This is a genomic window from Emticicia sp. SJ17W-69, from assembly GCF_051209875.1.
GTDB lineage: Bacteria > Bacteroidota > Bacteroidia > Cytophagales > Spirosomataceae > Emticicia.
Window position 1 is genome coordinate 5,020,486 of sequence record NZ_JBNTQY010000001.1, and the last position, 23,611, is coordinate 5,044,096.

The following is a 23,611-nucleotide window of genomic DNA, read 5'->3' on the forward strand; positions in this document are numbered from 1 at the left end:
TTTTAAAATTTTACACAATTTGGAAAATTGTGCTACAATACATGGAAAGCTCAAGAATTCTACATAGAAAAATAAGGGATGTTTTTTCGGAAACAGGTAAAGTGGTTATTGGTCAAGAACGATTGATTAATCGTTTATTAATTGGACTTTTTACTGGCGGTCATATCCTACTCGAAGGTGTACCTGGTTTAGCTAAAACCAAGACTATCAACACTTTAGCGAAGGTTTTGGACTTGGGTTTCAATCGTATTCAGTTTACTCCTGACTTACTTCCTGCCGACCTTGTGGGGACGATGATTTATAACCAAAAATCAGGAGATTTTGAGGTAAAAAAAGGACCTATTTTTGCTAATTTGATTTTGGCGGATGAGGTAAATAGAGCTCCTGCCAAAGTGCAATCAGCTTTATTGGAAGCAATGGCGGAAAAACAAGTAACCATCGGCGACGAATCGCATAAGCTCGACCGCCCCTTTATGGTTATGGCTACTCAAAACCCCGTTGAACAAGAAGGTACCTATCCACTTCCTGAAGCACAAGTAGATAGATTTATGATGAAAGTTTTTGTTGATTATTTGAACAAAAACGACGAACTCGAAATGGTTAGAAAAATAGCGAATCTCAATGAAAACTATGTTCCGAAACCAATATTAGATAAAGAAGAAATTGCAGCCATTGGACAAGAAATCAATCGAATTTCTATCTCTGAAATGCTCGAACGTTATATAATTGAGTTAGTTTTTGCTACTCGCCGCCCAGCAGAATATGGCATGAAAGACGAAGCTCGTTACATTCAATTTGGTGTTTCGCCACGAGCAGGTATTGCCTTGTATAATGCCGCCAAAGCCCTCGCCTATTTCGACGAACGTGATTACGTTTTGCCCGAAGACATCAAAGCCTTAGTGCATGATGTTTTCAACCACCGAATAATCCTCAACTACGAAGCCGAAGCCGACGGACTCACCACTCGTGAAGTGATTGATAATGTGCTGAAAAGAGTGGCGATTGGGAGGTAAACTTCAATAAAACCTTAGTTTTTTTATTTAAAATGATTTTTTGAAAAATATTCTTCAAAAAATTTGTAAAGTATTATTTTATTGTTCTACATTTGTAGAAACAAATCTATAAACGTAGAAATGAAATTGACCGAAACCGAAGAAACATTAATGCAATATTTGTGGGATGCAAAAAAAGCATTCATGAAAGATTTATTAGATACCTATCCCGAACCCAAACCTGCTCCGACAACTGTTGCCACACTTTTGAAAAGAATGATTGATAAAGGTTTTGTAGCCTATCGTGAGTATGGAAATTCAAGAGAATATTATCCATTGATAGAAAAAAACGATTATTTTTCAAAGCAGATGAATGGCATGATTCATAAATTTTTTAATAATTCAGTTACACAATTTGCATCATTTTTTACTTCAAAAACTGATTTCAGTGCAACAGAATTAGAGGAGTTAAAAAGTATTATTGACAAACAAATCGAAAAAAAGAAAAAATGATACTCTATCTTTTGAAATCAGGTGCGTGTTTAATCGTTCTTTTTGGCGTTTATAAATTCTTTTTAGAAAAAGAGAAAATGCTACATTTCAATCGCTATTTCTTATTATTTAGTTTGATTTTCAGTTTTTCAATTCCACTCATTTCAATCGAAATTGGACAAGAAAATCTACAAATAGAAAAAGTAAACAAACTAATTTCCACTGAAAACATCCCTTTTAGCATTCCGAATGAAAATCCAGTAAATGAAGTACAAAAAACTGATTATCAGTCTTTTATAAAATATATTTATATTATTGTTACTTTTTTTCAGTTGCTAAAGTTTACGAGAAATTTAGTTCTTATTAAGAAGAAAATTACTCAGAATCGAAAAATCATAGTTGAGGGCATCTATTTTATTTTACTCAAAGAAAAGGTTGAACTTTGTACTTTTCTGAATTATATATTCATCAATGAGGAAGAATACAATAATTTAGAAGACGAATTAATAAGTCACGAACGAACACACATTCAACAATTTCATACTTTAGATATTCTTTTTATTGAAATTTTAAGGATCATATTTTGGTTCAATCCGACACTTAATTTTTACAAAAAAGCGATTCAACTCAACCATGAATTTATGGCTGATGAGACAGTCAATCAGAAATTTCAAAATATTCGATTTTATCAAGAATTACTTTTACAAAAATCCATTGGCAATCTTGCTTTTAATCTTACGAGTAATTTAACTTTTCAAATCACTAAACAACGACTTCTAATGATGACAACTCACACCTCCGCCAAAGTAGCATTGCTCAAAAAAGTAGTTTTATTACCTATTTTTACGATTTTACTATTGAGTTTTATAGACATTTCTTTTGCTCAAACACCTACTAAACCTCTTGAAATACAAGTAATTCCTAATGAAAACTCGAAAAAGAAGTTGACACAAAAGGATGTTAATATGGACAATGCAAGGGTTTATATTTTTGAAGATCTCAATCCTACTACCCATGAAAAAGGTAAAATAAAAAATCCGAAAAATTATAATGAGTTGACAGATGATGAAAAGAAATTACTCAAAGAAAGCCCTCTTTACGCAGAAAAAAACAATCCAACTGATGAAATGATGAAGTTATGGGCAAGTACTGATAAATATGGTGTGTGGGTAGATTCAAAACGAATTCCAAATAATAAACTTAACAGTTATAAAGCTTCTGATATTGCCGAGTTTTCGATTAGCCGACTTTACAAAAATGCTCAAGTTGGCAATCGTCGTTTTCAAATTGATTTAATGACACATAAATACTACGATGAGGTATATATGAAACATGTAAAAGAATCACCAATGTTTTCTATTGATAAAAGAACTAATAAAAACAAACCTAAAAAAAGCTAATAAATATTAATTTGCAGGTCTATCTTTATATTCATTAGACCTGCAAAACATGGTTTTTACTCATAAATCACACTCAACAACTCGGCCACGCAAGCTGGCTTTTCTGAACCTTCCAATTCAAAAATGGCATCAATGATAAGTTTTGCACCGCTTGGTTGCATATCTTCTACTTCTTTTAAAATTGCTTTCATACGCACTCGACTATTTACAGGCACGGGCGAAATAAAGCGTACTTTATTTGTACCATAATTCAGACCCATTTGGGCAGATTCTATCTTAAACATTTCATACATAAACTTTGGCGAAAACGAGAGCGACAAAAATCCATGAGCAATTGTACCACCAAAAGGTGAAAGTTTGGCCTTCTCTACATCAACATGAATCCATTGGTCGTCTAAAGTTGCTTTGGCAAAATCATTGATTTTTTCTTGCGTCAATGTTTGCCAATCAGATGTGCCAAGCTCCTTACCAACATGAGCTTTCAAAGCTGTTAAGTCTTTAAAAACCAACATTTCACCTACTTTATTTGTTTGAGGAACAGGCTTTACTTCTTGTTTAGGGATTTCTTTTACTTCATAATTTGGCATTTTTATGTCATCCGACATTACTACAACCGCCTTTCCAACCACTTTTCTATTCATCAAATCATTCAACGAATCAGCGGCATTTTCGAGCGAATATAGTTTATGAATATGTGGTCGCAAAGCTCCTTTCATAAAATAACCTGCCAATTCTTGAATATTTTTGAAGTTTTGAGCAGCTTCTTTCTCAGCAAATTGTCCCCAAAAAACACCAACAATCGAGCACCCTTTCAACAGAGCCAAATTCAAAGCTATTTTGGGGATTTCACCTGCGGCAAAACCTACTACCAAATAACGCCCTTTCCAAGCGATTGAACGCAAGGCTGGCTCGGCATATTTATCGCCAACGGCATCATAAATTACATCAACACCTTTGCCTTCAGTGATTGTTTTTATTTTTTCTCGTAAATCTTCGTTTGTATAATTTATCGTAAAATCTGCTCCTTTTTCTTGACAAATCGCCAGCTTTTCATCAGTTGATGCGGCCGCAATCACTTTTGCACCCATCAATTTGCCTAATTCAACGGCAGCCAAACCAACACCTCCTGCGGCACCCAGCACCAATAAAGTTTCACCTGCTTTCAGTTCCGCACGATCTTTCAAGGCATGATAAGATGTGCCATAATTATACATCACCGAAGCAGCTGTCACAAAATCCATTTTGGGTAGCATTGGAAAAACCCTGCGGGCATCAACCAATACTTCTTCTGCCATGCCTCCCCAGCCAGTCATCGCAAAAACCTTATCGCCTACTTTTAAGTGCTTGACACCCTCTCCTACTTCTTTAACTATACCAGAAACCTCACCCCCTGGAGAAAACGGCAAAGCAGGCTTGAACTGATAAAGATTTTGAATAATTAACGTATCAGGAAAATTAACACTACATGCCATTACGCTAATAACTACTTTTCCAGCTTCAGCTTTTAAAGGCTCAAGGTTTTCTAAAATTAGTGTATCGGGCTTACCGAATTGTTTACAAAGAAGAGCTTTCATAGGTTTTTATTTTGTTGAATAGTTTTTTTGTTCACAGTCGATGGTCAACAGTCCACAGAAAAACTGTTGACCGTTGACTGCGGACTATCGACTAATTTCTACAAAAAACGCAAATATTAGCTTCATTTTTCACTTTTTTTATTCATTTATTTCTTAACTTTTCAAAAAAAACTATCTTTGCCCCTCTTTCCTATAAAATCTAATGTCCTATGCTTTACTACCTATTTACTTATCTCGACAAGGCTTTTAATTTCCCTGGTGCTGGGGTATTCCAGTACATCACTTTTCGAGCGATGGGAGCGATTGTTTTTTCGCTACTGATTGCTTCTATTTTCGGTAAAAGAATCATTCTTTTGCTTCAAAAATTGCAAATTGGAGAATCCATTCGTGACCTTGGGCTCGCTGGTCAAATGCAAAAAAAAGGTACGCCAACGATGGGTGGCTTCATCATTTTAGCCTCTTTGATGATTCCAGTGCTACTTTTTGCCAAATTAGACAACGTTTATATCGTTTTGCTCATCATTGCTACAATCTGGACTTGTGGAATCGGCTTTGCTGATGATTATATTAAAGTTTTCAAGAAAGATAAAGAAGGTTTGAAAGGTCGTTTCAAAATTATTGGGCAAGTGGGTTTAGGTCTAATTGTTGGACTAACGCTTTATTTCAATGATTATGTAAAAATCAGGGTTTATGAAAAGGCAAAAATAAGCACGGCTGTGGGCGAAATTCAGAAATACACTGATACACATTCTCTTACTACAACTGTTCCTTTTTTCAAGAATAATGAAATTGATTATCATGTTTTAGGAGCTTGGTTTCCTGAAAATTTAGCTTGGATCCCTTATGTTTTGATCGTTATTTTTATCATTACAGCAGTATCAAATGGAGCTAATATTACTGATGGTATAGATGGTTTGGCTGCAGGAACATCGGCAATTATCGGCATAACTTTAGCTGTTTTTGCCTATTTATCAGGTAATAAAGTATTTTCACAATACCTCAATATCATGATGATTCCAAACTCTGGCGAGGTCGTGATTTTCTGTGCCGCTTTTGTGGGGGCATGTATTGGGTTTCTGTGGTATAATGCTTATCCCGCCCAAGTTTTCATGGGAGATACAGGAAGTTTAATGCTTGGAAGTGTCATTGCTGTGTTGGCGTTGGCACTCAGAAAAGAGTTATTGATTCCAGTCATGTGTGGCATTTTCTTGGTTGAGTCACTTTCAGTAATTCTGCAAGTAAGCTATTTTAAATACCAAAGGCGAAAGGGGGGACTGGAATTTGCCCAGAAAAATCGTTTGTTTTTAATGTCGCCATTGCACCATCATTTTCAGAAAAAAGGTTATCACGAAGCAAAAATTGTCACTCGTTTTTGGATTATCGGAATCGTATTGGCAGTGGCTTGTTTGGTGACTTTGAAATTGAGATAAGATAATAAATTATACTATTTTTAGTAAGGTGATAAGGCTTGGCTTTATCACCTTTTTTGGTTTCTTCTTTATGAATAGTTGAGAGATAAAAGATTTCTCATCAAATCTTTGCATATCTAAAAGCAAACGCTTACTTTTGCAGTCCGATTTTCGATAGGTGTGCAAACATCAATCGATGCGGCAGAAATTTTGCTTTAGCCTTGACGTCATTCGTGCCGTCGCTTCCCCTGGCTAACAGCAGAATTTCCGAATTAAATCAACGGAAAAGATTGATAATCAAGCAAGGTTGTTACCCTCGCTTACATTTGAAAATCAAATCTAATTTTACATTCCTTTATTAAATCTGAAAGACAATGGCGAAAGACATCGCAGGTTATGTGAAACTTCAGGTAAAAGGCGGTCAAGCAAACCCTTCGCCACCAATCGGTCCAGCGTTAGGTTCAAAAGGCTTGAACATCATGGAATTTTGTAAGCAATTCAACGCCCGTACTCAAGACAAAATGGGTATGGTAGTGCCAGTAGTAATTACTTACTATACTGACAAATCGTTTGAATTTCAACTCAAAACTCCTCCCGCTGCTATCATGTTGTTGGAAGCAGCCAAAGTAAAGACAGGCTCTGCTGAACCAAACCGTAAGAAAGTTGGTACAGTTTCTTGGGATCAAGTGAAAACTATCGCTGAAACCAAAATGCCTGACTTAAATTGCTTTACTGTGGACTCAGCAATGAAGATGATTGCCGGTACTGCTCAAAACATGGGTATCACCATCACAGGCAACGCTCCTTTCTAATTATGAATTATGAATTATGAATTATGAATGAAGTTTAAATCTCACTCATATTTTTTAATGATAATTTATCAATTCAGAAAAATCGCTGTATTGTTACAATCAGCGACCTTCGCTTCGGCGAAAACTATTATTCACTGGGAGTTAGAAATAAATCATAAAGATTAGATTCTAACGCTAAAACCAAACAAAGCCAATGGCAAAATTAACTAAAAAAAGAAAAGAGGCGAATGCTAAGTTTGACGCCGACAAAGCCTACTCGCTAACAGATGCGGCTGGTGTTTTGAAAGCTGTTTCTTACACAAAATTCGACTCATCGGTGGACCTACACGTTCGCCTTGGGGTTGACCCTCGTAAAGCTGACCAAATGGTTCGTGGTGTTGTAGCATTACCACATGGTACAGGTAAAACTGTTCGTGTTTTGGTACTTTGTACACCAGATAAAGAAGCAGATGCGAAAGCAGCGGGTGCTGACCACGTAGGTTTGGACGAATACATCCAAAAAATCGAGCAAGGTTGGACTGACATTGATGTAATCATCACAATGCCAACTGTAATGGCGAAATTAGGTAAATTAGGTAAAATCCTCGGTCCTCGTGGATTAATGCCAAACCCTAAGTCAGGTACAGTTACTTTGGATGTAGCAACTGCGGTAAAAGAAGTGAAAGCAGGTAAAATCGACTTTAAAGTTGATAAAACAGGTATTATTCATGCTTCTATCGGGAAAGTTTCATTCTCGCCTGAGAAATTGGCCGAAAATGCCATCGAATTGATTCAAACTTTGTTGAAATTGAAACCTTCGTCTGCTAAAGGTACGTATGTGAAAACTATTTCACTTGCAAGCACAATGGGCCCTGGAATTCAAATTGACAAAACCACCATTAATGGATTGTAATCATGACAAAAGAAGACAAAGGAGTAATAATCGAGGAACTTGCTGCTAAGTTTGCCGTTACACCTTACTTCTATATCACTGATGCAAGTGGCCTAAACGTTGCGAAAACCAACGAATTGCGTCGCCTTTGCTTCGAGCGTGGTATTGAGTATCGTGTAATCAAAAACACTTTGATTCAGAAAGCACTTGAAAAACAGCCTACTGACTATTCATCATTTGATGATACAGTTTTGAGAGGTTTCTCTGGTGTGATGTTTCACAAAGAGGACGGTAAAGTAGCTGCTAAACTTATCAAGGAATTCCTTAAAGCAAACAAAAATAGCATCAAACTGAAAGGTGCCTCAGTTGATTCAAGCATTTTCATCGGACACGACCAATTGGATACGTTGTTAACGTTGAAATCAAAGCAAGAATTGGTTGGCGAAATCATTGGTTTGTTGCAGTCACCTGCCAAAAATGTTATTTCTGGCTTACAAAGCGGTGGCAACAAATTGGCTGGTATTCTCAAAACTCTTTCAGAGAGAGAAGCAGCCTAATCAATTATCGGTTAACAGTCATCAATATGACAGTTTTCGGTTAATAATTAAAATTTTTATCATTTATTTTTTGTAAAAAACACTTTAAAATCTATAAAAATGGCAGATTTAAAAGCATTCGCAGAGCAGTTAGTAAACTTAACTGTAAAAGAAGTAAACGAATTAGCAACAATCTTGAAAGATGAGTATGGTATTGAGCCTGCTGCTGCTGCTCCAGTAATGGTAGCTGGTGGTCCTGCTGCGGGAGATGCTGCTGAAGCTCCAGTTGAAAAAACTGCATTCGACGTAATCTTGAAGGCTGCTGGCCCGAACAAATTACAAGTTGTTAAATTGGTGAAAGACTTGACTGGTCTTGGCTTAAAAGAAGCTAAAGATTTAGTTGACGGAGCTCCAAAAGCAGTGAAAGAAGGTGTAGCTAAAGACGAAGCTGAAGGTTTACGTAAATCTTTAGAAGAAGCTGGTGCAGAAGTAGAAGTAAAATAATTTTACTCCTAATCGGTATCCGATTTTCATATAAAACGTCGGTAAGGTTTATAACCTTGCCGACGTTTGTTTTTTAAGCAATACATTAATTTTCAGGAAACTTTATCTCTATGACTGTGCCTACTTCATCATCAGGATTGGTAGGATTAGTTATTTTATCAGTGATTGAAAAAATAATGCTCGCATCGTTGATTCTATTGTAGGTATGTAAACGCTCAGCTGTTATTTTTAAACCTTGAGATTGATACCCTTTACTTGATTTTGACTGAATTTCTCCTACATTTTTCCGCCCAACACCATTGTCTTCAATTTTACAAATGACATAATTTTCCTCTAAATAAAATTTAATACTCAATAAACCCTTTTCTTTTTTATATCTTAGCCCATGATTAATGGCATTTTCGATAAATGGTTGAAGAATCATCGTTGGAATTTCAAAATACTTACTGACATTCCCTTCAAATAATATTTCAAAGTCAAATTTTTCTTCAAACCTTAATTTTTCAAGTTCGATATAAAGTTTCAATAATCTCACTTCTTCACCTAAAGAGATAAACTTACTTCGTGATGAATCTAAAAATAGACGAATTAAATGGGCAAATTTTGATAGATAATTATTAGCTGTCAATGTATCATGGTTCATTACATAGCTTTGAATAGAATTGAGGGCATTAAAAACAAAATGAGGATTCATTTGCATTTGCAAAGCTCTTAGTTCTAATTCTGCCTTTGATTTATTGGCTATGTCGGCCTCTTCGTGAGCTTTAATAAGAGCTTTCTCGGCCGCTTTTTTATCGCTTATATCGGTTGTAATACCCATAATCATTAATGGCTCATTATTCTCATCTCTGACTATTTTTGCCGAATTTTCCAGCCATTTCAAGTTGCCATCAGCATCAATTATACGGTATATACCATAAGCAACACCATAAGTAAGGATATCATGTTCGATTTTTTCACCAATTTCTTTATCTTCAGGGTGAATCGCTTCTTTCCAGATATTAAAGTTCTTTTTCCAATGTCTAATGTCTTTTCCATAAATTGTTTTGAATGATTGGCCAGCAAACAAAAGCCTATAATCATCTATGCTTATTGCCCACACAAGCTGATCTAAGGAATTAAGGATAATATTCAATTTTCTTTCACTTTCCTTTTGTTTTTCTTCCGCTTTTTTTCGTTCGGTAATATCTATGACTACTTCAATTTGTTGTTCTGTTTCTCCTGCCTCATTTCTTATCGAAGTATTATTAATCTGAATCCATTTTTTATTTTTCTTGAAGGTATTTACTTCTATTTCTAAACTAAAATTATAACCATTCATCACACTCATTTTCTCAGCAAACACATTATTACCTGGATTAAATAGATCTCGTGGTCTATTGTTTAAAAGGTTTTCTAAAGGTATTTCCAACATATCTAAAAAAGCTTGATTTGCCCATAAAACCCGTCCAGTACTATCAGCTATTAAGACACCATTGGTAATTTTTTCAGCTACCAACGAAAGTTGTTTTACCTCATTCTGTGTAAGCTTTTTCTCCGTAATATCAGAGCAAATACCCGATATTCGCACCATTTCTCCTTTTTCATTATGAATAGCAAATGATTTTTGATAAATCCATTTTATTTGTCCGCTACTTGTTTTGATTTTATATTCAACTTCAGATGACCCACTTCTTAAAAGTTGGTCTTCAATAATATCATTTATTTGTTGGTCTTCCTGACTAAGGAATTTTTTTACATAAGAATGGCCTTCATAAAAAAATGATTGCTCTGCATCAAGTACCTTCTTACATGAAGGACTCACATAAAGATACCTTTTTGCCACGCAATCAAATAGTAAAAAGACATCTTCAATGGTTTCGTTGATTTGTCTAAAGGTATTTTCACTTTCTTTAATGATTGTTTCATTATTGATTCTTTCAATGGCATTAGCAATATTGGTTGCTAATGATTGTAAAATATTTAATTTATCCGTTGACCAAAGTTGCTCACTAAAACAATCATCAAAACCAATAAAGCCATAAAATGTATTTTTAATAAAAATTGGCAATAATAGTACTGAAGAAATTTCTTGATTCCTCCACCGCTCTTTTATTTTTTCATCATTCAATTCACTGATAGTGCTTTGAAATGATTTGTTTTGAAGCAATGAATCCATATAATAATAGATATCATCAAAAGTTAAATTTTTGGTGATTGGATTGTTGATTTGTGGAGTAATGGATTCACGAACCCATTCAACTTTATGGCTAATACGATTGGTTTTAATATCATTTTCAAAATAATATACCCTATCGACTTCAATGGCTTCGCCAATCAAAGTAAAGGATTCTTGTAAGGTTTGTTCAATATTGTTACTTACCAGCAGTTTTTCAGTAATTTTGGCAATGGCAGCAAGAATTTTGCTTTTATAAACCAAAACTCGTTGATTTTCAAGTAATTTTTCTTCGGTATTTTTTCGTTCAGTAATATCTGTAATTACACCATCCAAAAACAAAGGTTGTTCATCATTTTCAACGTAGCCTTTCCCTTTTTCATTGACCCATACAATATTATTATTTATATCAATTAATCGGTACTCAATGGTATATTCTTCACCTTTTGTTATATTGTCTTCAAATGCTGTATTAACGTAATCTTTATCATCGGGGTGAATAACACTTGCGTAACTTCTCTTCATATTATTAATAAAATCACTGGCCGAATAGCCTGTTAATCTTTCAATCGCATCGCTAATAAAAAGCATTGTCCTCTCCCTATTATTGAGACATCGAAACGCAACACTCGAAATATTAGAAATCAATGTTCGATATTGATATTCTTTCTCCTTTATTAATTCATATAGCTTTACTCGCTCATCAATATCTTGCACAGTTCCATAAATTCGTTTGCATAAACCATTAGCAAATTCAGCCGAGCCTTTTGCTCTTATCCAACGTTTGTTTCCTTTGGCAGTAATAATTTGTATTTCATAGTCATAAGACATTCCATATTTCAAACAATTTTCAAAAGTTTTGAAAACAGTTTCTCGGTCTCTTCCTACATCAAAGTACTTAATAGCACTATAAAAATCTGGCTCATTTGCTTCACGCTCTTCAAAAATCTCTCTAAAAATATCAGAGTAATATATCTGTTTCTTTATCAAATCATATTCCCAGCCACCCACACGTGCTACACGATTGGTTTGTTCGAGTATCTCTTTGGCACGCTTCAGTTCAATTTCAGCTTTTCTTCGTTTATCAGCCTCCATTCCCAATAAAATAATATCAGCAATTGAACGAGCAAATGCAATATCATCCTCCGACCACACCTTCTGTTCATGGGTCTGCTCCCAACAAACCAAACCTACCAATTCTCCATCGACTCGAATGGGAATATCAAGCATTGATTTGATATCTAAAGGTTTCAGGTAAATTTCTTCAAATTCATACGTATATTCATTTGTTAGAGCATCATTTGCCACGATTGCCAGCCCTTTCTTCAATCCTTCAAAATAAGAAGGGAAATTATTAGCATTTAATCTTTCTCCCGATGTATGTGTTTGTTTCTCCCTATCATAAAAGTCGCTGCATTCGATGACATCCTCTTTGTATTCCCAAACACTCATGGTATTTACATCCATCCCTTCGACGGCTGCCTCAGTGATGGTTTGTAAACTTTTTGCCCATGAACCATATTGATCAAACGGTGTTGTAGAAATACGAATAAGTATATTGTTTTGTAGTATTATTTTCTCTTGTCGAAGTTGATTAGCCAGCTCAATTGCTTTGCGTTCACTCACATCTCTTGCCAAAACGATCATTTTTGACGGCCTACCTACCAAGTCATAAACAATATCAACCGAGTCTTCACGCCAAACATAAGTACCATTTTTATGTAAGAAACGATAAACATAGTTACAAGATGATATTTGTTTTTCCATTGAATAAATGATAGCCTTTTTAACCCGATCTCTATCATCAATATGCACTAAATCAAAAATACTTTCCACTGTCATTTGTTTGGTCTCTTCGGTAGTATAGCCAAATAGTCTTTCGTGAGATGGTGAAATATAGGTAAGCTTTTGGTAATTAAAAACCACAATAACATCCGACGTATTTTCACTGATAAAACGGAAGTGTTCCTCGCTCTCCATCAGAGCTTGTTTTGCCTTCACTTGCTCATCAATATCCTGAGCAGTTCCATAAATTCTTCTACATTGATTATCTATAAATTCGGCAGTTCCTTTGGCTCGTATCCAGCGTTTATTTCCTTTGGCAGAAATAATCGGTATTTCAAAATCATAATCAGTACCATATTTTATACAATTTTCTATGGCATTTATGATTTTGTTTCTATTTTCACCTTCTTCAAAGTAGTTAATGGCCGTTTGAAAGTCAAAATAAGCACTCGTTGATACTTCAAAAATTTCCTTTGTGATCTCAGAAGAATACCCTTTTTGCGTGATTAAATCAAACTCCCACCCTCCAACTCTTCCAACTCGGTTGGTTTGTTCGAGTATTTCTTTGGTGCGTCTTAGTTCAATTTTTGCTTGTTGGCTTTCTGTAATATCTCTACCAATTTTAATATCCAAATTATTGTAGGTAGGCTCATCTCGCCACTCAATCAACTTATATGATTTATTTTTTAATAAAATTCTTTGTAAATAAATACCTGACTCTAATTCTTTAGAATCTTCAGCATCAACAATATTTACCATTTCATTGTGCCAATTCTTACCTATCCATTCTTCTTTATGATAGCCCAAAATATCTTTAATATTTTCACTAACAAAAACTACCAAGCCATCACTGTTTACTCCGATTACAAGCAAGTTGCCATTATTGACAATATTATAAGCGAAAAACAAATTTTCTTTAATACTCAAATCAATAAAACGAATCACATAATTGATAGTAAAGGCAATTAAAGTGCTATTAAAATAAATGATAAAAGCGTTGGTAGAAATAAAATTAAGCAACCGATAACTTAGCAGTAAACAAAAAATTGCAATGAAATAAAGGTAGAAGTGTTCGACTTTATAAAATACGTGGTAAGAAATCATCAAAAATATCGTAAACTCAGCCAGAGTCAACAAGTCCATTGGACTATATGAAATTCTAAAAAGAGTCAGGATATTAAAAACGACAAAGAAACCAACAAAGATCCGATGCAAATTCTCATGAAGCGTTTTGAAATATTTAGAAGTATAGCCTATTCCTAAACAAATACCCCCAGCCAAAAGATTATAATACAGCTCGCTCTGCTCTCTAATCTTGAAAATTTCTAAAATAATTTCGCTTGAAGGAATAAAAATACCTACGCCCCAAAAGTAGAGTAAGTAACGATAATAATGTTTAGAAAAATCTTGTACATCATTGACATAAAGATGTCGATACTTGTCATGAGACCATCTTATCAAAGAAAATATTGATAATAAAGAGATTGCAAGTACTATAATGAATGCCAAATTTTGGGACAGATTACTCATATAAAGCAAATAAAGTCACACGATATTTCTTGCAAGTTTTCATTCTTTATCAGAAAGTAATAGGTAAAGCTTTCTTTGTTATAAATATACAAGAAAAAAAGCTAATTAAAAGCAATAAGTATTAAACACCAACTCATTTAAGATGCCGAAATTTAAGATTAAAATCTTAAAAAAAAGCAATATCACTAATATCACTGCTTAGAATAATCAATAAAATATTTAATTAATGATATTTTAAAAAAATACAAGAAAAATCTTGCTTTATTAAAAAAAAATATGCTATTTCGCACCTCATTTACCAAATATCCCTTAAAAATAAGCATTTCATTAATAGGATTCTCATCCGATACACTTCTGTTTTCGTAGGGCAGTTGAACAGGGATGATGATTCGCTTCACTACGTTATATTTTGCTTTTAGCCATTAGCATTTAGCCTTTAGCTTTATTTATAAAAAAAGCTAACAGCCAGCAGCCAACAGCTAACAGCCACTAAAAGAATTTATCACTTAAAACTTTTCAAACCTTGAATCTGACAGAAACCGGTAGAAAAAGTTTCGCAACGATAAAACCAATCGTTGACTATCCAGACTTTTTGGATATTCAGGTTACCTCATTTCAGGATTTTTTCCAGATTGAGACTCCTGCCGAAAGCCGTAAAATGGAAGGGCTTTACAATGTATTTGCCGAAAACTTCCCCATCGCCGATTCACGCGAGAACTACGTATTAGAGTTCGTTGATTACACAATTGACCCACCAAAATACTCAGTAGATGAGTGTATTGACCGTGGTTTGACTTACGCTGTGCCTTTAAAAGCAAAGCTACGTTTGATTTGTAACGACACCGACAACGAAGATTTCGAAACAATCGAGCAAGAAGTATTTTTAGGTAACATTCCGTACATGAATGGACGTGGCTCTTTTGTAATCAACGGAGCTGAGCGTGTAATTGTGTCGCAATTGCACCGTTCACCAGGTGTATTCTTCTCTATGAGTAAGCATACAAATGGTACAAAATTATACTCTGCAAGAGTAATCCCGATGAAAGGCTCATGGATTGAATTCTCAACTGACGTAAACAACGTCATGTATGCCTACATCGACCGTAAGAAAAAATTCCCTGTAACAACATTGCTTCGTGCAATCGGTTTTGGATCTGATAAAGACATCCTAAACCTTTTTGGTTTGTCAGAAGAAATCCCTGGCACTAAAGAAGCCTTGAAAAAAGCAATCGGCCGTCGTTTAGCTGCTCGTGTACTTCGTACTTGGACAGAAGACTTCGTTGATGAAGATACAGGTGAGGTTGTTTCGATTGACCGTAACGAAGTTATTTTGGAACGTGACTCGGTTATCTCTGATGATGACATTGATACTATTCTTAATACAGAACAGAAATCAATCATTCTTCATAAAGAAGATGCCAACGTTTCAGAATTCAACATTATTTATAATACGCTTCAACGTGATAGCTCAAACTCTGAAAAAGAGGCTGTTGAGCAAATCTATCGTCAATTGCGTAACACTGAAGCACCTGATGAGGCAACAGCCCGTGAGATTATTCAAGGTTTGTTCTTCTCTGAAAAACGCTATGATTTAGGAGAAGTAGGTCGCTACCGTGTCAATACAAAATTGAGTTTGACTACACCACTTGAAACGGGTGTTTTGACAACCCAAGATATTGTCGAAATCGTTAAGTTCCTTATCAGTTTGATTAACTCGAAAGCAGTTGTCGATGATATTGACCACTTATCGAATCGTCGTGTACGTACTGTAGGCGAGCAACTTTACTCACAATTTGGTGTAGGTTTGGCTCGTATGGCTCGTACAATCAAAGAACGTATGAACGTTCGTGATAACGAAGATTTCAAACCAGTTGATTTGATTAATGCAAGAACTTTATCTTCGGTAATCAACTCATTCTTTGGTACAAACCAGTTGTCACAATTCATGGATCAAACCAACCCATTGGCCGAAATTACGCACAAGCGTCGTTTGTCAGCTCTTGGGCCAGGAGGTTTGAGTCGTGAGAGAGCTGGTTTCGAGGTTCGTGACGTTCACTATACGCACTACGGTCGTTTGTGTACAATCGAAACTCCTGAGGGACCAAATATTGGTTTGATTTCATCGCTTTGTACATTTGCCAAAATCAATGGTATGGGCTTTATCGAAACGCCTTACGTTAAAATTGAAAATGGTAAATTGACCAAAGAATTAGTTTACTTAACTGCTGAGGAAGAAGATGGCAAAAACATTGCCATGGCAACAGCAGATGTGGACGACGAAGGTAACTTCTTGGTAGATACATTAAAATGTCGTTATGAAGGTGACTTCCCTATGAAATCACCAGACTCAATTGATTTCATGGACGTTGCTTCTAACCAAATTGTGTCGGTGGCAGCATCAATGATTCCATTCATTGAGCATGATGATGCCAACCGTGCCTTGATGGGCTCGAACATGCAACGTCAAGCTGTTCCTTTGTTGCGTCCAGAAGCTCCAATTGTAGGTACAGGTTTGGAAGGTCGTTTGGCTCGTGACTCTCGTACTTTGGTCGTGGCAGAATCAGACGGTGTAATTGAATATGTAGATGCAAATGTGATTAAGGTTCGTTATGACTGGACAAAAGAGCAATCTTTGGTAAGTTTTGATTCTAACCTTACTTCTTATGAACTTATCAAACATCGTCGTACGAACCAAGATACGTGTATCAACATTCGTCCGATAGTATTGAAAGGTCAATCTGTAAAGAAAGGTCAAATCTTAGTAGAAGGATATGCCACACAAGGTGGAGAATTAGCTCTTGGACGTAACCTTTTGGTTGCCTTCATGCCTTGGCAAGGATATAACTTTGAGGATGCGATTGTAATTTCGGAAAGAGTAGTACGTGAAGATATTTTCACTTCTATTCATATCGAAGAATACGAACTTGAAGTACGTGATACCAAACGTGGAGAAGAAGAATTAACGGCTGAGATTCCAAACGTTTCGGAAGAAACAGTGAAGAACCTCGACGAAAATGGTATTGTTCGCACAGGTACACGTGTAAAAGAAGGAGATATTTTGATTGGTAAGATTACTCCAAAAGGAGAATCAGATCCAACTCCAGAAGAAAAATTACTCCGTGCCATCTTTGGTGACAAAGCTGGTGATGTGAAAGATGCGTCGAAAAAAGCACCACCATCAATGGACGGTGTGATTATTGACACAAAATTATTCTCTCGCCCAAGCAAAGAAGAACGCTCTAAGCACAAAGAAGAATTGAAAGTGTTGATGAAAAAACACGGAAGAGTTCTTTTAGAATTGCGTGAGTTAATGATCGAAAAGTTGACTGAACTCCTTGACGGAAAAACAACCGTTGGCGTGAAGCACAAATTTGGAGATGAATTAATTTCAAAAGGTGTTAAATTCAATCGCTCAAATATCGCTAATAATTTGTTCCCTGATAAGAACAATTATGTTGATGAAAGCCAATACAATGTACCAGAAGAAGTAAACCTTTTGGGAGATGTAATTTTGGACGGTTGGACAGAAGATACAGCTTTCAACAAATTAATCGTGACGCTTTGTAAAAACTACTTGGCACGTCGTGGTGAAATAATCGGTCGCTTCAAACGTGAACGTTTTGTTTTGGAAGTTGGTGATGAATTACCAGCAGGTATTGTGAAATTAGCCAAAGTTTATATTGCCAAAAAACGTAAGTTGAAAGTAGGTGATAAGATGGCAGGTCGTCACGGTAACAAAGGTGTTGTTGCACGTATTGTTCGTGATGAAGATATGCCATTTACAGCTGAAGGTCAGCCAATGGACATTGTTTTGAACCCTCTTGGTGTACCTTCACGTATGAACATCGGTCAGCTTTATGAAGTTGTATTGGGTCTTGCGGGTAGAAAATTAGGCCGTAAATATGCCACGCCAATCTTTGATGGTGCTACTGAAGCCGAAGTTTCAGCCGAATTAGCAGAAGCAGGTTTACCACCGTATGGTCGTTCGCAACTATATAATGGTTTAACTGGTGAGCCTTTCGACCAAAAAGTAACCGTAGGTATCATGTATATGATGAAATTGGGTCACTTGGTTGATGATAAAATGCACGCTCGTTCAATCGGACCATACTCACTCATTACGCAACAACCATTGGGTGGAAAAGCCCAATTTGGTGGTCAACGTTTCGGAGAGATGGAGGTTTGGGCATTGGAAGCATTCGGTGCATCGCATATCTTGCAAGAAATCTTAACTGTAAAATCAGATGATGTAATAGGTCGTGCAAAAGCCTACGAAGCCATCGTAAAAGGGGAGAATTTGCCAAAACCAAATATCCCAGAGTCATTCAATGTATTGGTTCACGAGCTTCGTGGATTGGCATTGGAGATTACTTTACAGTAAAAAATACCAAAGAAGTGTAATTCTGTAGAATTACACTTCTTGAAATGAGCATATCATTTTCACATCAATCATACTTGAAAATGTCTTTAAAGAAAAATAAAAAACTAAATAGTGACTTCCAGAGCATTACTATCAGTTTGGCTTCACCAGAGTCAATCTTAGAAAGCTCATTTGGCGAAGTTACACAACCTGAGACTATCAACTATCGTACTTACAAACCCGAAATGGGCGGTTTGTTTTGCGAGCGTATTTTTGGTCCAGTAAAAGACTGGGAATGTCACTGTGGTAAATACAAACGTATTCGCTATAAAGGCATTATCTGCGACCGTTGTGGCGTAGAAGTAACCGAGAAAAAAGTTCGTCGTGAACGCATGGGTCATATCGAATTGGTTGTTCCAGTTGCTCACATTTGGTACTTCCGTAGTTTACCAAACAAAATTGGTTACTTAGTAGGAATGTCGTCGAAAAAACTCGACCAAATTATTTATTATGAAAGATACGTGGTTATCCAACCAGGTATCAAAGGTGAAGATGGAGTTTCACAAAACGACTTCTTGACTGAAGAAGAATATTTGGACATCATGGACAAATTGCCACGTGATAACCAAATGCTCGACGATAAAGATCCTAATAAATTTATCGCTAAAATGGGTGCTGAAGCATTAGAAATGATGCTTTCTCGCCTTGACTTAGACCAGTTATCGTACGATTTACGTCACTCAGCAGCAACAGATACTTCACAACAACGCAAGGCTGATGCCTTGAAACGTTTGAAAATCGTTGAGGCTTTGCGTGATGCAAACACTCGTATCGAGAACAAACCTGAGTGGATGGTGATTCGCATGGTACCCGTTATTCCACCAGAATTACGTCCGTTAGTGCCATTAGATGGTGGTCGTTTTGCCACTTCTGACCTAAATGACCTTTACCGTCGTGTGATTATTCGTAACAATCGTTTGAAACGTTTGTTGGAAATCAAAGCCCCTGAAGTAATCTTACGTAACGAAAAACGTATGTTGCAAGAAGCGGTTGATTCACTTTTCGATAACTCACGTAAAGTAAACGCTGTTCGTTCGGAAGGTAACCGTGCCTTGAAATCACTTTCAGATATGTTGAAAGGAAAGCAAGGTCGTTTCCGTCAAAACTTATTAGGTAAACGTGTTGACTATTCTGGTCGTTCGGTAATCGTTGTAGGACCAGAATTGAAATTGCATGAGTGTGGTTTACCAAAAGATATGGCAGCTGAGCTTTTCAAGCCGTTCATTATTAGAAAATTGATTGAGCGTGGAATCGTTAAGACTGTAAAATCTGCTAAGAAAATCGTTGATAGAAAAGATGCCGTAGTTTGGGATATTTTGGAAAACGTATTGAAAGGACACCCTGTTCTTTTGAACCGTGCCCCTACACTCCACAGATTGGGTATTCAAGCTTTCCAACCAAAATTAGTGGAAGGAAAAGCCATCCAATTGCACCCATTAGTTTGTACAGCCTTCAACGCTGACTTTGACGGTGACCAGATGGCCGTTCACGTGCCGCTTGGTCAAGAAGCAATCATGGAGGCTTCGGTCTTGATGTTGGCTTCGCATAATATCTTGAACCCTGCCAATGGAGCTCCAATCACTGTACCTTCTCAGGACATGGTATTGGGTCTTTACTTCGTAACAAAAGGACGTAAATCAACTGCCACTCACAAAGAGCCAGGTGAAGGTTTAACGTTTTATTCGGCAGAAGAAGTAATCATTGCGATGAATGAAGGAGCGGTTTCAAAACATGCTCATATCAAATGTCGTGTGAAGGTAAAAGATGAAAATGGACAATTGGTTTGGAAAATCGTTGATACAGTTGCTGGTCGTATTTTGTTTAACCAATGTGTACCAGAAGAAGTAGGTTATTTGGACGAATTATTGACCAAGAAAAAACTTCAACAACTCATCGGACGTGTATTCAAAGAATCAGGCTATTCTCGTACGGCTAAATTCTTGGATGATATCAAAGAATTAGGTTATCAGACAGCCTTCCGTGGTGGTTTATCTATCGGTTTGGACAATATTATTGTTCCTCCTGAAAAAGTAAAACTCGTTGAAGATGCGAAAAAAGAAGTAGAAGAAGTGCAAAACAACTATATGTTTGGTATCATTACTGAGCGTGAGCGTTATAACCAAATCATTGATATTTGGGGACGTGTCAATAGTAATATGCGTTTGATTCTATTGAAACAATTGGAAGAAGACCAAGCTGGCTTCAATCCAATTTATATGATGATGCACTCTGGAGCTCGTGGTTCGCAAGAACAAGTGCGTCAGTTGGGTGGTATGAGAGGTTTGATGGCAAAACCACAAAAAAATATTCAAGGTTCGGTTGGAGAAATCATCGAAAACCCAATTTTGTCTAACTTTAAAGAAGGTCTTGACGTACTCGAATACTTTATCTCAACTCACGGTGCTCGTAAAGGTTTGGCCGATACTGCCTTGAAAACTGCCGATGCGGGTTACTTGACTCGTCGTTTGCATGATGTTGCTCAAGACGTAGTAGTAAACGAAATCGACTGTGGAACTTTACGTGGTATTCAGGTTTCAGCTTTGAAAGACAACGAAGACATCGTTGAACCACTTTCTGAGCGTATCTTGGGACGTACATCTGTTTATGATGTAATTGACCCATTAACAAAGAAACTTATCGTAAAAGCAGGCGAAGAAATCACGGAAGAAATTGCCGCTGAAATCGATGAAACTGCTATCGAAACAGTTGAAATTCGTTCAGCTTTAACATGTGAAACACAAACAGGTGTTTGTGCGAAATGTTATGGACGAAACTTGGCAACTGGCCGTATGGCAGATGGTGGCGAAGCAGTTGGTGTAATTGCCTCACAATCAATCGGTGAGCCTGGTACACAGTTGACACTTCGTACATTCCACACAGGGGGTACTGCTCAAAACGTTGCTTCTGAAGCTAATATCAAAGCGAAATTTGCAGGAACAATCCAATTAGAAGAAATGCGTACTGTACAGTCAACTGACCGTGATGGTAATGTCATTACTACTGTTTTGGGTCGTCGTGGAGAGATTCGTATCATCGAAACAGGTACAAACAACGTACTTATCGTAAATAACGTACCTTATGGTGCTACTTTGGAAGTAACGGACGGACAAAAAGTGAACAAAGGTGATGCACTTTGCCATTGGGATCAATTTAACGCCGTTATCCTTGCTGATATTGATGGGGTAGTAGAATATGATGCTATCGAAGAAAATGTAACTTATAAAGAAGAAGCCGATGAGCAAACTGGTTTCCGTGATAAAGTTATCATCGAATCGAAAGACCGTACTAAAAACCCTGCAGTAATTATCAAATCTGCGAATGGAGAAGAGGAAAAAGCCTATAACTTGCCAGTATTGGCTCGTTTGACAGTTGAAGATGGCAAAGTTATCAAAGCTGGTCAGATTTTGGCGAAAATTCCACGTGCTATCAATATGAACCGAGATATTACGGGTGGTTTGCCACGTGTAACGGAGTTATTTGAAGCTCGTAACCCTTCAAATCCTGCGGTTGTATCTGAAATTGATGGTATAGTACAATACGGTGCTGTGAAACGTGGTAACCGTGAGATTTTTGTGGAAGCAAAAGATGGCATCAAAATGAAATACATGGTTGCTTTGTCGAAATTATTCTTGGTACAAGATGGTGATTTCGTATTGGCAGGTGACCCACTTTCAGATGGTGCAATTACGCCAGCCGATATTCTTCGTATCAAAGGGCCAACCGCTGTGCAAGAGTATTTGGTAAACGAAGTACAAGCTGTATATCGCCAACAAGGGGTAAAAATCTCTGATAAACACATCGAAGTGATTGTTCGTCAGATGATGCAAAAAGTAGAGGTAATCGATTCAGGTGATACGCTCTTCTTAGATAACCAAATGGTTGATAAATGGGTAGTACGTGCAGGAAACGATAAAATTTTGGATAAAAAAGTGATTATGGACGCTGGTGCTTCTGATAAATTCAAGCCTGGTCAAATTATCACCGCTCGTGAAATGCGTGACGAAAATAGCCGATTGAAGCGTGCTGACTTAGCACAATTAGTTGTGCGTGACGCTATGCCAGCGGTTGCTCGTCCAACTTTACAAGGTATCACTACTGCATCGTTGGGTACAGAATCATTTATGTCGGCGGCATCGTTCCAAGAAACCACAAAAGTATTATCAGAAGCTGCCGTAAGAGGTAAGCGTGATACACTCGAAGGTTTGAAAGAGAACGTTATCGTAGGTCACTTGATTCCTGCCGGAACTGGTGCAAGAAAATACCAAAATATTATCGTTGGTAGCAAAGCAGAACTCGAAGCAGCAGCCGAAAAGAAAAAAGCTCAAGACGCAGCGAAACAACGCAGAGAGTATGTTTAATAATTAAGAATTGAGAATGTAGAATTAAGAATTTTTTCTAATTCTCTTCAAATATAATATTGAAAAGGTCAGGCATTTTGCTTGACCTTTTTTTGTAAATAGCCCATTGTATGACTATTTTTGAGAAAAAATCATTTAGTGAAACCAAAACCTTATCTCTATCTCCTGACTTCGATGTATGTGGCAGGAATTATTGGCTTAAACATTCCGTTAACTGCCCCACTTTTCAGATTTCTTACGCCATTCAATCTTTTGGCTTCTTGTGGTATTTTATTATATTTTCATCAAGAATGGAATCGTAATTTCTTGATATTCATTACCTTAACTTTCCTGATAGGCTATTTTATTGAAGTAATTGGTGTAAAAACTGGCATGATTTTCGGAGAATATCAATATGAAACCACACTTGGTTTTAAGATTTTGAATGTTCCACCTGTCATCGGTGTTAATTGGTTATTATTAGTTTATTGCGTCGGAAGTTCGTTTTGCCGAGTGACTAAACCACTCTATTTCAAAGTGCTTTATGGAGCATTATTAATGACCATGTTCGATTTTTTAGCCGAACCTATCGCCATTCGTTTAGACATGTGGTCTTGGCATGAGATAACACCACCTTTACAAAATTACATTGGTTGGTTTATCACTTCTGCTTTTTTATTAACTTTGTTTCATACCTTAAAATTTAGGAAAGATAATCCTATCGCTTTGTGGCTATTGATTTTACAAATTTGTTTTTTTGGTATTCAAAGCTTAATATTTTAAGAAAATTACAA

At 36.5% G+C, this 23,611-nt stretch carries 13 protein-coding genes; 11 read left to right on the forward strand and 2 right to left on the reverse strand.

Annotation, left to right across the window (positions count from 1 at the left end; genetic code table 11):
* Positions 1–41: 41 nt before the first annotated feature.
* The 3 genes from ACQUQZ_RS20600 to ACQUQZ_RS20610 all read left to right on the forward strand — a co-directional run bounded on the left by ACQUQZ_RS20600 (position 42) and on the right by ACQUQZ_RS20610 (position 2,884).
* Positions 42–1,013 (forward strand): AAA family ATPase, encoded by a 972-nt coding sequence (locus ACQUQZ_RS20600; protein ID WP_435356975.1) that lies wholly within the window; start codon positions 42–44, stop codon positions 1,011–1,013.
* Between the two features lie 120 nt (positions 1,014–1,133).
* On the forward strand, positions 1,134–1,505 hold the full coding sequence (locus tag ACQUQZ_RS20605; protein WP_435356976.1) for a BlaI/MecI/CopY family transcriptional regulator: 372 nt from the start codon (positions 1,134–1,136) through the stop codon (positions 1,503–1,505).
* Entirely contained in the window at positions 1,502–2,884 is a 1,383-nt protein-coding gene (locus tag ACQUQZ_RS20610) for a M56 family metallopeptidase (protein ID WP_435356977.1), read from the forward strand. Before ACQUQZ_RS20605 ends, ACQUQZ_RS20610 begins: the two co-directional genes overlap by 4 nt.
* 56 nt (positions 2,885–2,940) lie before the next feature.
* Here the strand turns inward: ACQUQZ_RS20610 and ACQUQZ_RS20615 are convergent, their stop codons facing one another.
* The gene (locus tag ACQUQZ_RS20615) at positions 2,941–4,458 is read right to left on the reverse strand and encodes a zinc-binding dehydrogenase (RefSeq protein ID WP_435356978.1); all 1,518 of its coding nucleotides are present in this window, start codon (positions 4,456–4,458) and stop codon (positions 2,941–2,943) included.
* A 209-nt stretch (positions 4,459–4,667) separates the two neighbouring features.
* Here ACQUQZ_RS20615 and mraY point away from each other — a divergent pair, with 209 nt between their 5' ends.
* The 5 genes from mraY to rplL all read left to right on the forward strand — a co-directional run bounded on the left by mraY (position 4,668) and on the right by rplL (position 8,590).
* The gene (mraY, locus tag ACQUQZ_RS20620) at positions 4,668–5,888 is read left to right on the forward strand and encodes a phospho-N-acetylmuramoyl-pentapeptide-transferase (RefSeq protein ID WP_435356979.1); all 1,221 of its coding nucleotides are present in this window, start codon (positions 4,668–4,670) and stop codon (positions 5,886–5,888) included.
* Positions 5,889–6,241: 353 nt separating this feature from the next.
* On the forward strand, positions 6,242–6,679 hold the full coding sequence (rplK, locus tag ACQUQZ_RS20625; protein WP_435356980.1) for a 50S ribosomal protein L11: 438 nt from the start codon (positions 6,242–6,244) through the stop codon (positions 6,677–6,679).
* 193 nt (positions 6,680–6,872) lie between these two features.
* Positions 6,873–7,571 (forward strand): 50S ribosomal protein L1, encoded by a 699-nt coding sequence (gene rplA / locus ACQUQZ_RS20630; RefSeq protein ID WP_435356981.1) that lies wholly within the window; start codon positions 6,873–6,875, stop codon positions 7,569–7,571.
* A gap of 2 nt (positions 7,572–7,573) precedes the next feature.
* Positions 7,574–8,107 carry a 50S ribosomal protein L10 gene (gene rplJ, locus ACQUQZ_RS20635; RefSeq protein ID WP_435356982.1) on the forward strand — a complete coding sequence of 178 codons (534 nt, stop codon included), beginning with the start codon at positions 7,574–7,576 and terminating at the stop codon, positions 8,105–8,107.
* 99 nt (positions 8,108–8,206) lie between these two features.
* Entirely contained in the window at positions 8,207–8,590 is a 384-nt protein-coding gene (gene rplL / locus ACQUQZ_RS20640) for a 50S ribosomal protein L7/L12 (protein WP_435356983.1), read from the forward strand.
* An 85-nt stretch (positions 8,591–8,675) separates the two neighbouring features.
* On the opposite strand, the gene ACQUQZ_RS20645 is transcribed toward rplL, so the two are convergent.
* Complete coding sequence (locus ACQUQZ_RS20645; protein ID WP_435356984.1) at positions 8,676–13,991, reverse strand: PAS domain-containing protein; 5,316 nt, start codon at positions 13,989–13,991, stop codon at positions 8,676–8,678.
* Between the two features lie 592 nt (positions 13,992–14,583).
* Between ACQUQZ_RS20645 and rpoB the strand changes: the two genes are divergently transcribed.
* The 3 genes from rpoB (at position 14,584) to ACQUQZ_RS20660 (ending at position 23,600) form a co-directional block, all read left to right on the forward strand.
* On the forward strand, positions 14,584–18,441 hold the full coding sequence (rpoB, locus tag ACQUQZ_RS20650; RefSeq protein WP_435356985.1) for a DNA-directed RNA polymerase subunit beta: 3,858 nt from the start codon (positions 14,584–14,586) through the stop codon (positions 18,439–18,441).
* A gap of 80 nt (positions 18,442–18,521) precedes the next feature.
* Complete coding sequence (gene rpoC / locus ACQUQZ_RS20655; RefSeq protein WP_435356986.1) at positions 18,522–22,838, forward strand: DNA-directed RNA polymerase subunit beta'; 4,317 nt, start codon at positions 18,522–18,524, stop codon at positions 22,836–22,838.
* Between the two features lie 138 nt (positions 22,839–22,976).
* Positions 22,977–23,600 carry a carotenoid biosynthesis protein gene (locus tag ACQUQZ_RS20660; RefSeq protein ID WP_435356987.1) on the forward strand — a complete coding sequence of 208 codons (624 nt, stop codon included), beginning with the start codon at positions 22,977–22,979 and terminating at the stop codon, positions 23,598–23,600.
* Positions 23,601–23,611: the final 11 nt, after the last annotated feature.

Bases quoted from the DNA above. Each gene is read 5' to 3' on its own strand.
- ACQUQZ_RS20600 (WP_435356975.1), top strand. From the start codon at position 42: ATGGAAAGCTCAAGAATTCTACATAGAAAAATAAGGGATGTTTTTTCG.
- ACQUQZ_RS20605 (WP_435356976.1), top strand. From the start codon at position 1,134: ATGAAATTGACCGAAACCGAAGAAACATTAATGCAATATTTGTGGGAT.
- ACQUQZ_RS20610 (WP_435356977.1), top strand. From the start codon at position 1,502: ATGATACTCTATCTTTTGAAATCAGGTGCGTGTTTAATCGTTCTTTTT.
- ACQUQZ_RS20615 (WP_435356978.1), bottom strand. From the start codon at position 4,458: ATGAAAGCTCTTCTTTGTAAACAATTCGGTAAGCCCGATACACTAATT.
- mraY (WP_435356979.1), top strand. From the start codon at position 4,668: ATGCTTTACTACCTATTTACTTATCTCGACAAGGCTTTTAATTTCCCT.
- rplK (WP_435356980.1), top strand. From the start codon at position 6,242: ATGGCGAAAGACATCGCAGGTTATGTGAAACTTCAGGTAAAAGGCGGT.
- rplA (WP_435356981.1), top strand. From the start codon at position 6,873: ATGGCAAAATTAACTAAAAAAAGAAAAGAGGCGAATGCTAAGTTTGAC.
- rplJ (WP_435356982.1), top strand. From the start codon at position 7,574: ATGACAAAAGAAGACAAAGGAGTAATAATCGAGGAACTTGCTGCTAAG.
- rplL (WP_435356983.1), top strand. From the start codon at position 8,207: ATGGCAGATTTAAAAGCATTCGCAGAGCAGTTAGTAAACTTAACTGTA.
- rpoC (WP_435356986.1), top strand. From the start codon at position 18,522: ATGTCTTTAAAGAAAAATAAAAAACTAAATAGTGACTTCCAGAGCATT.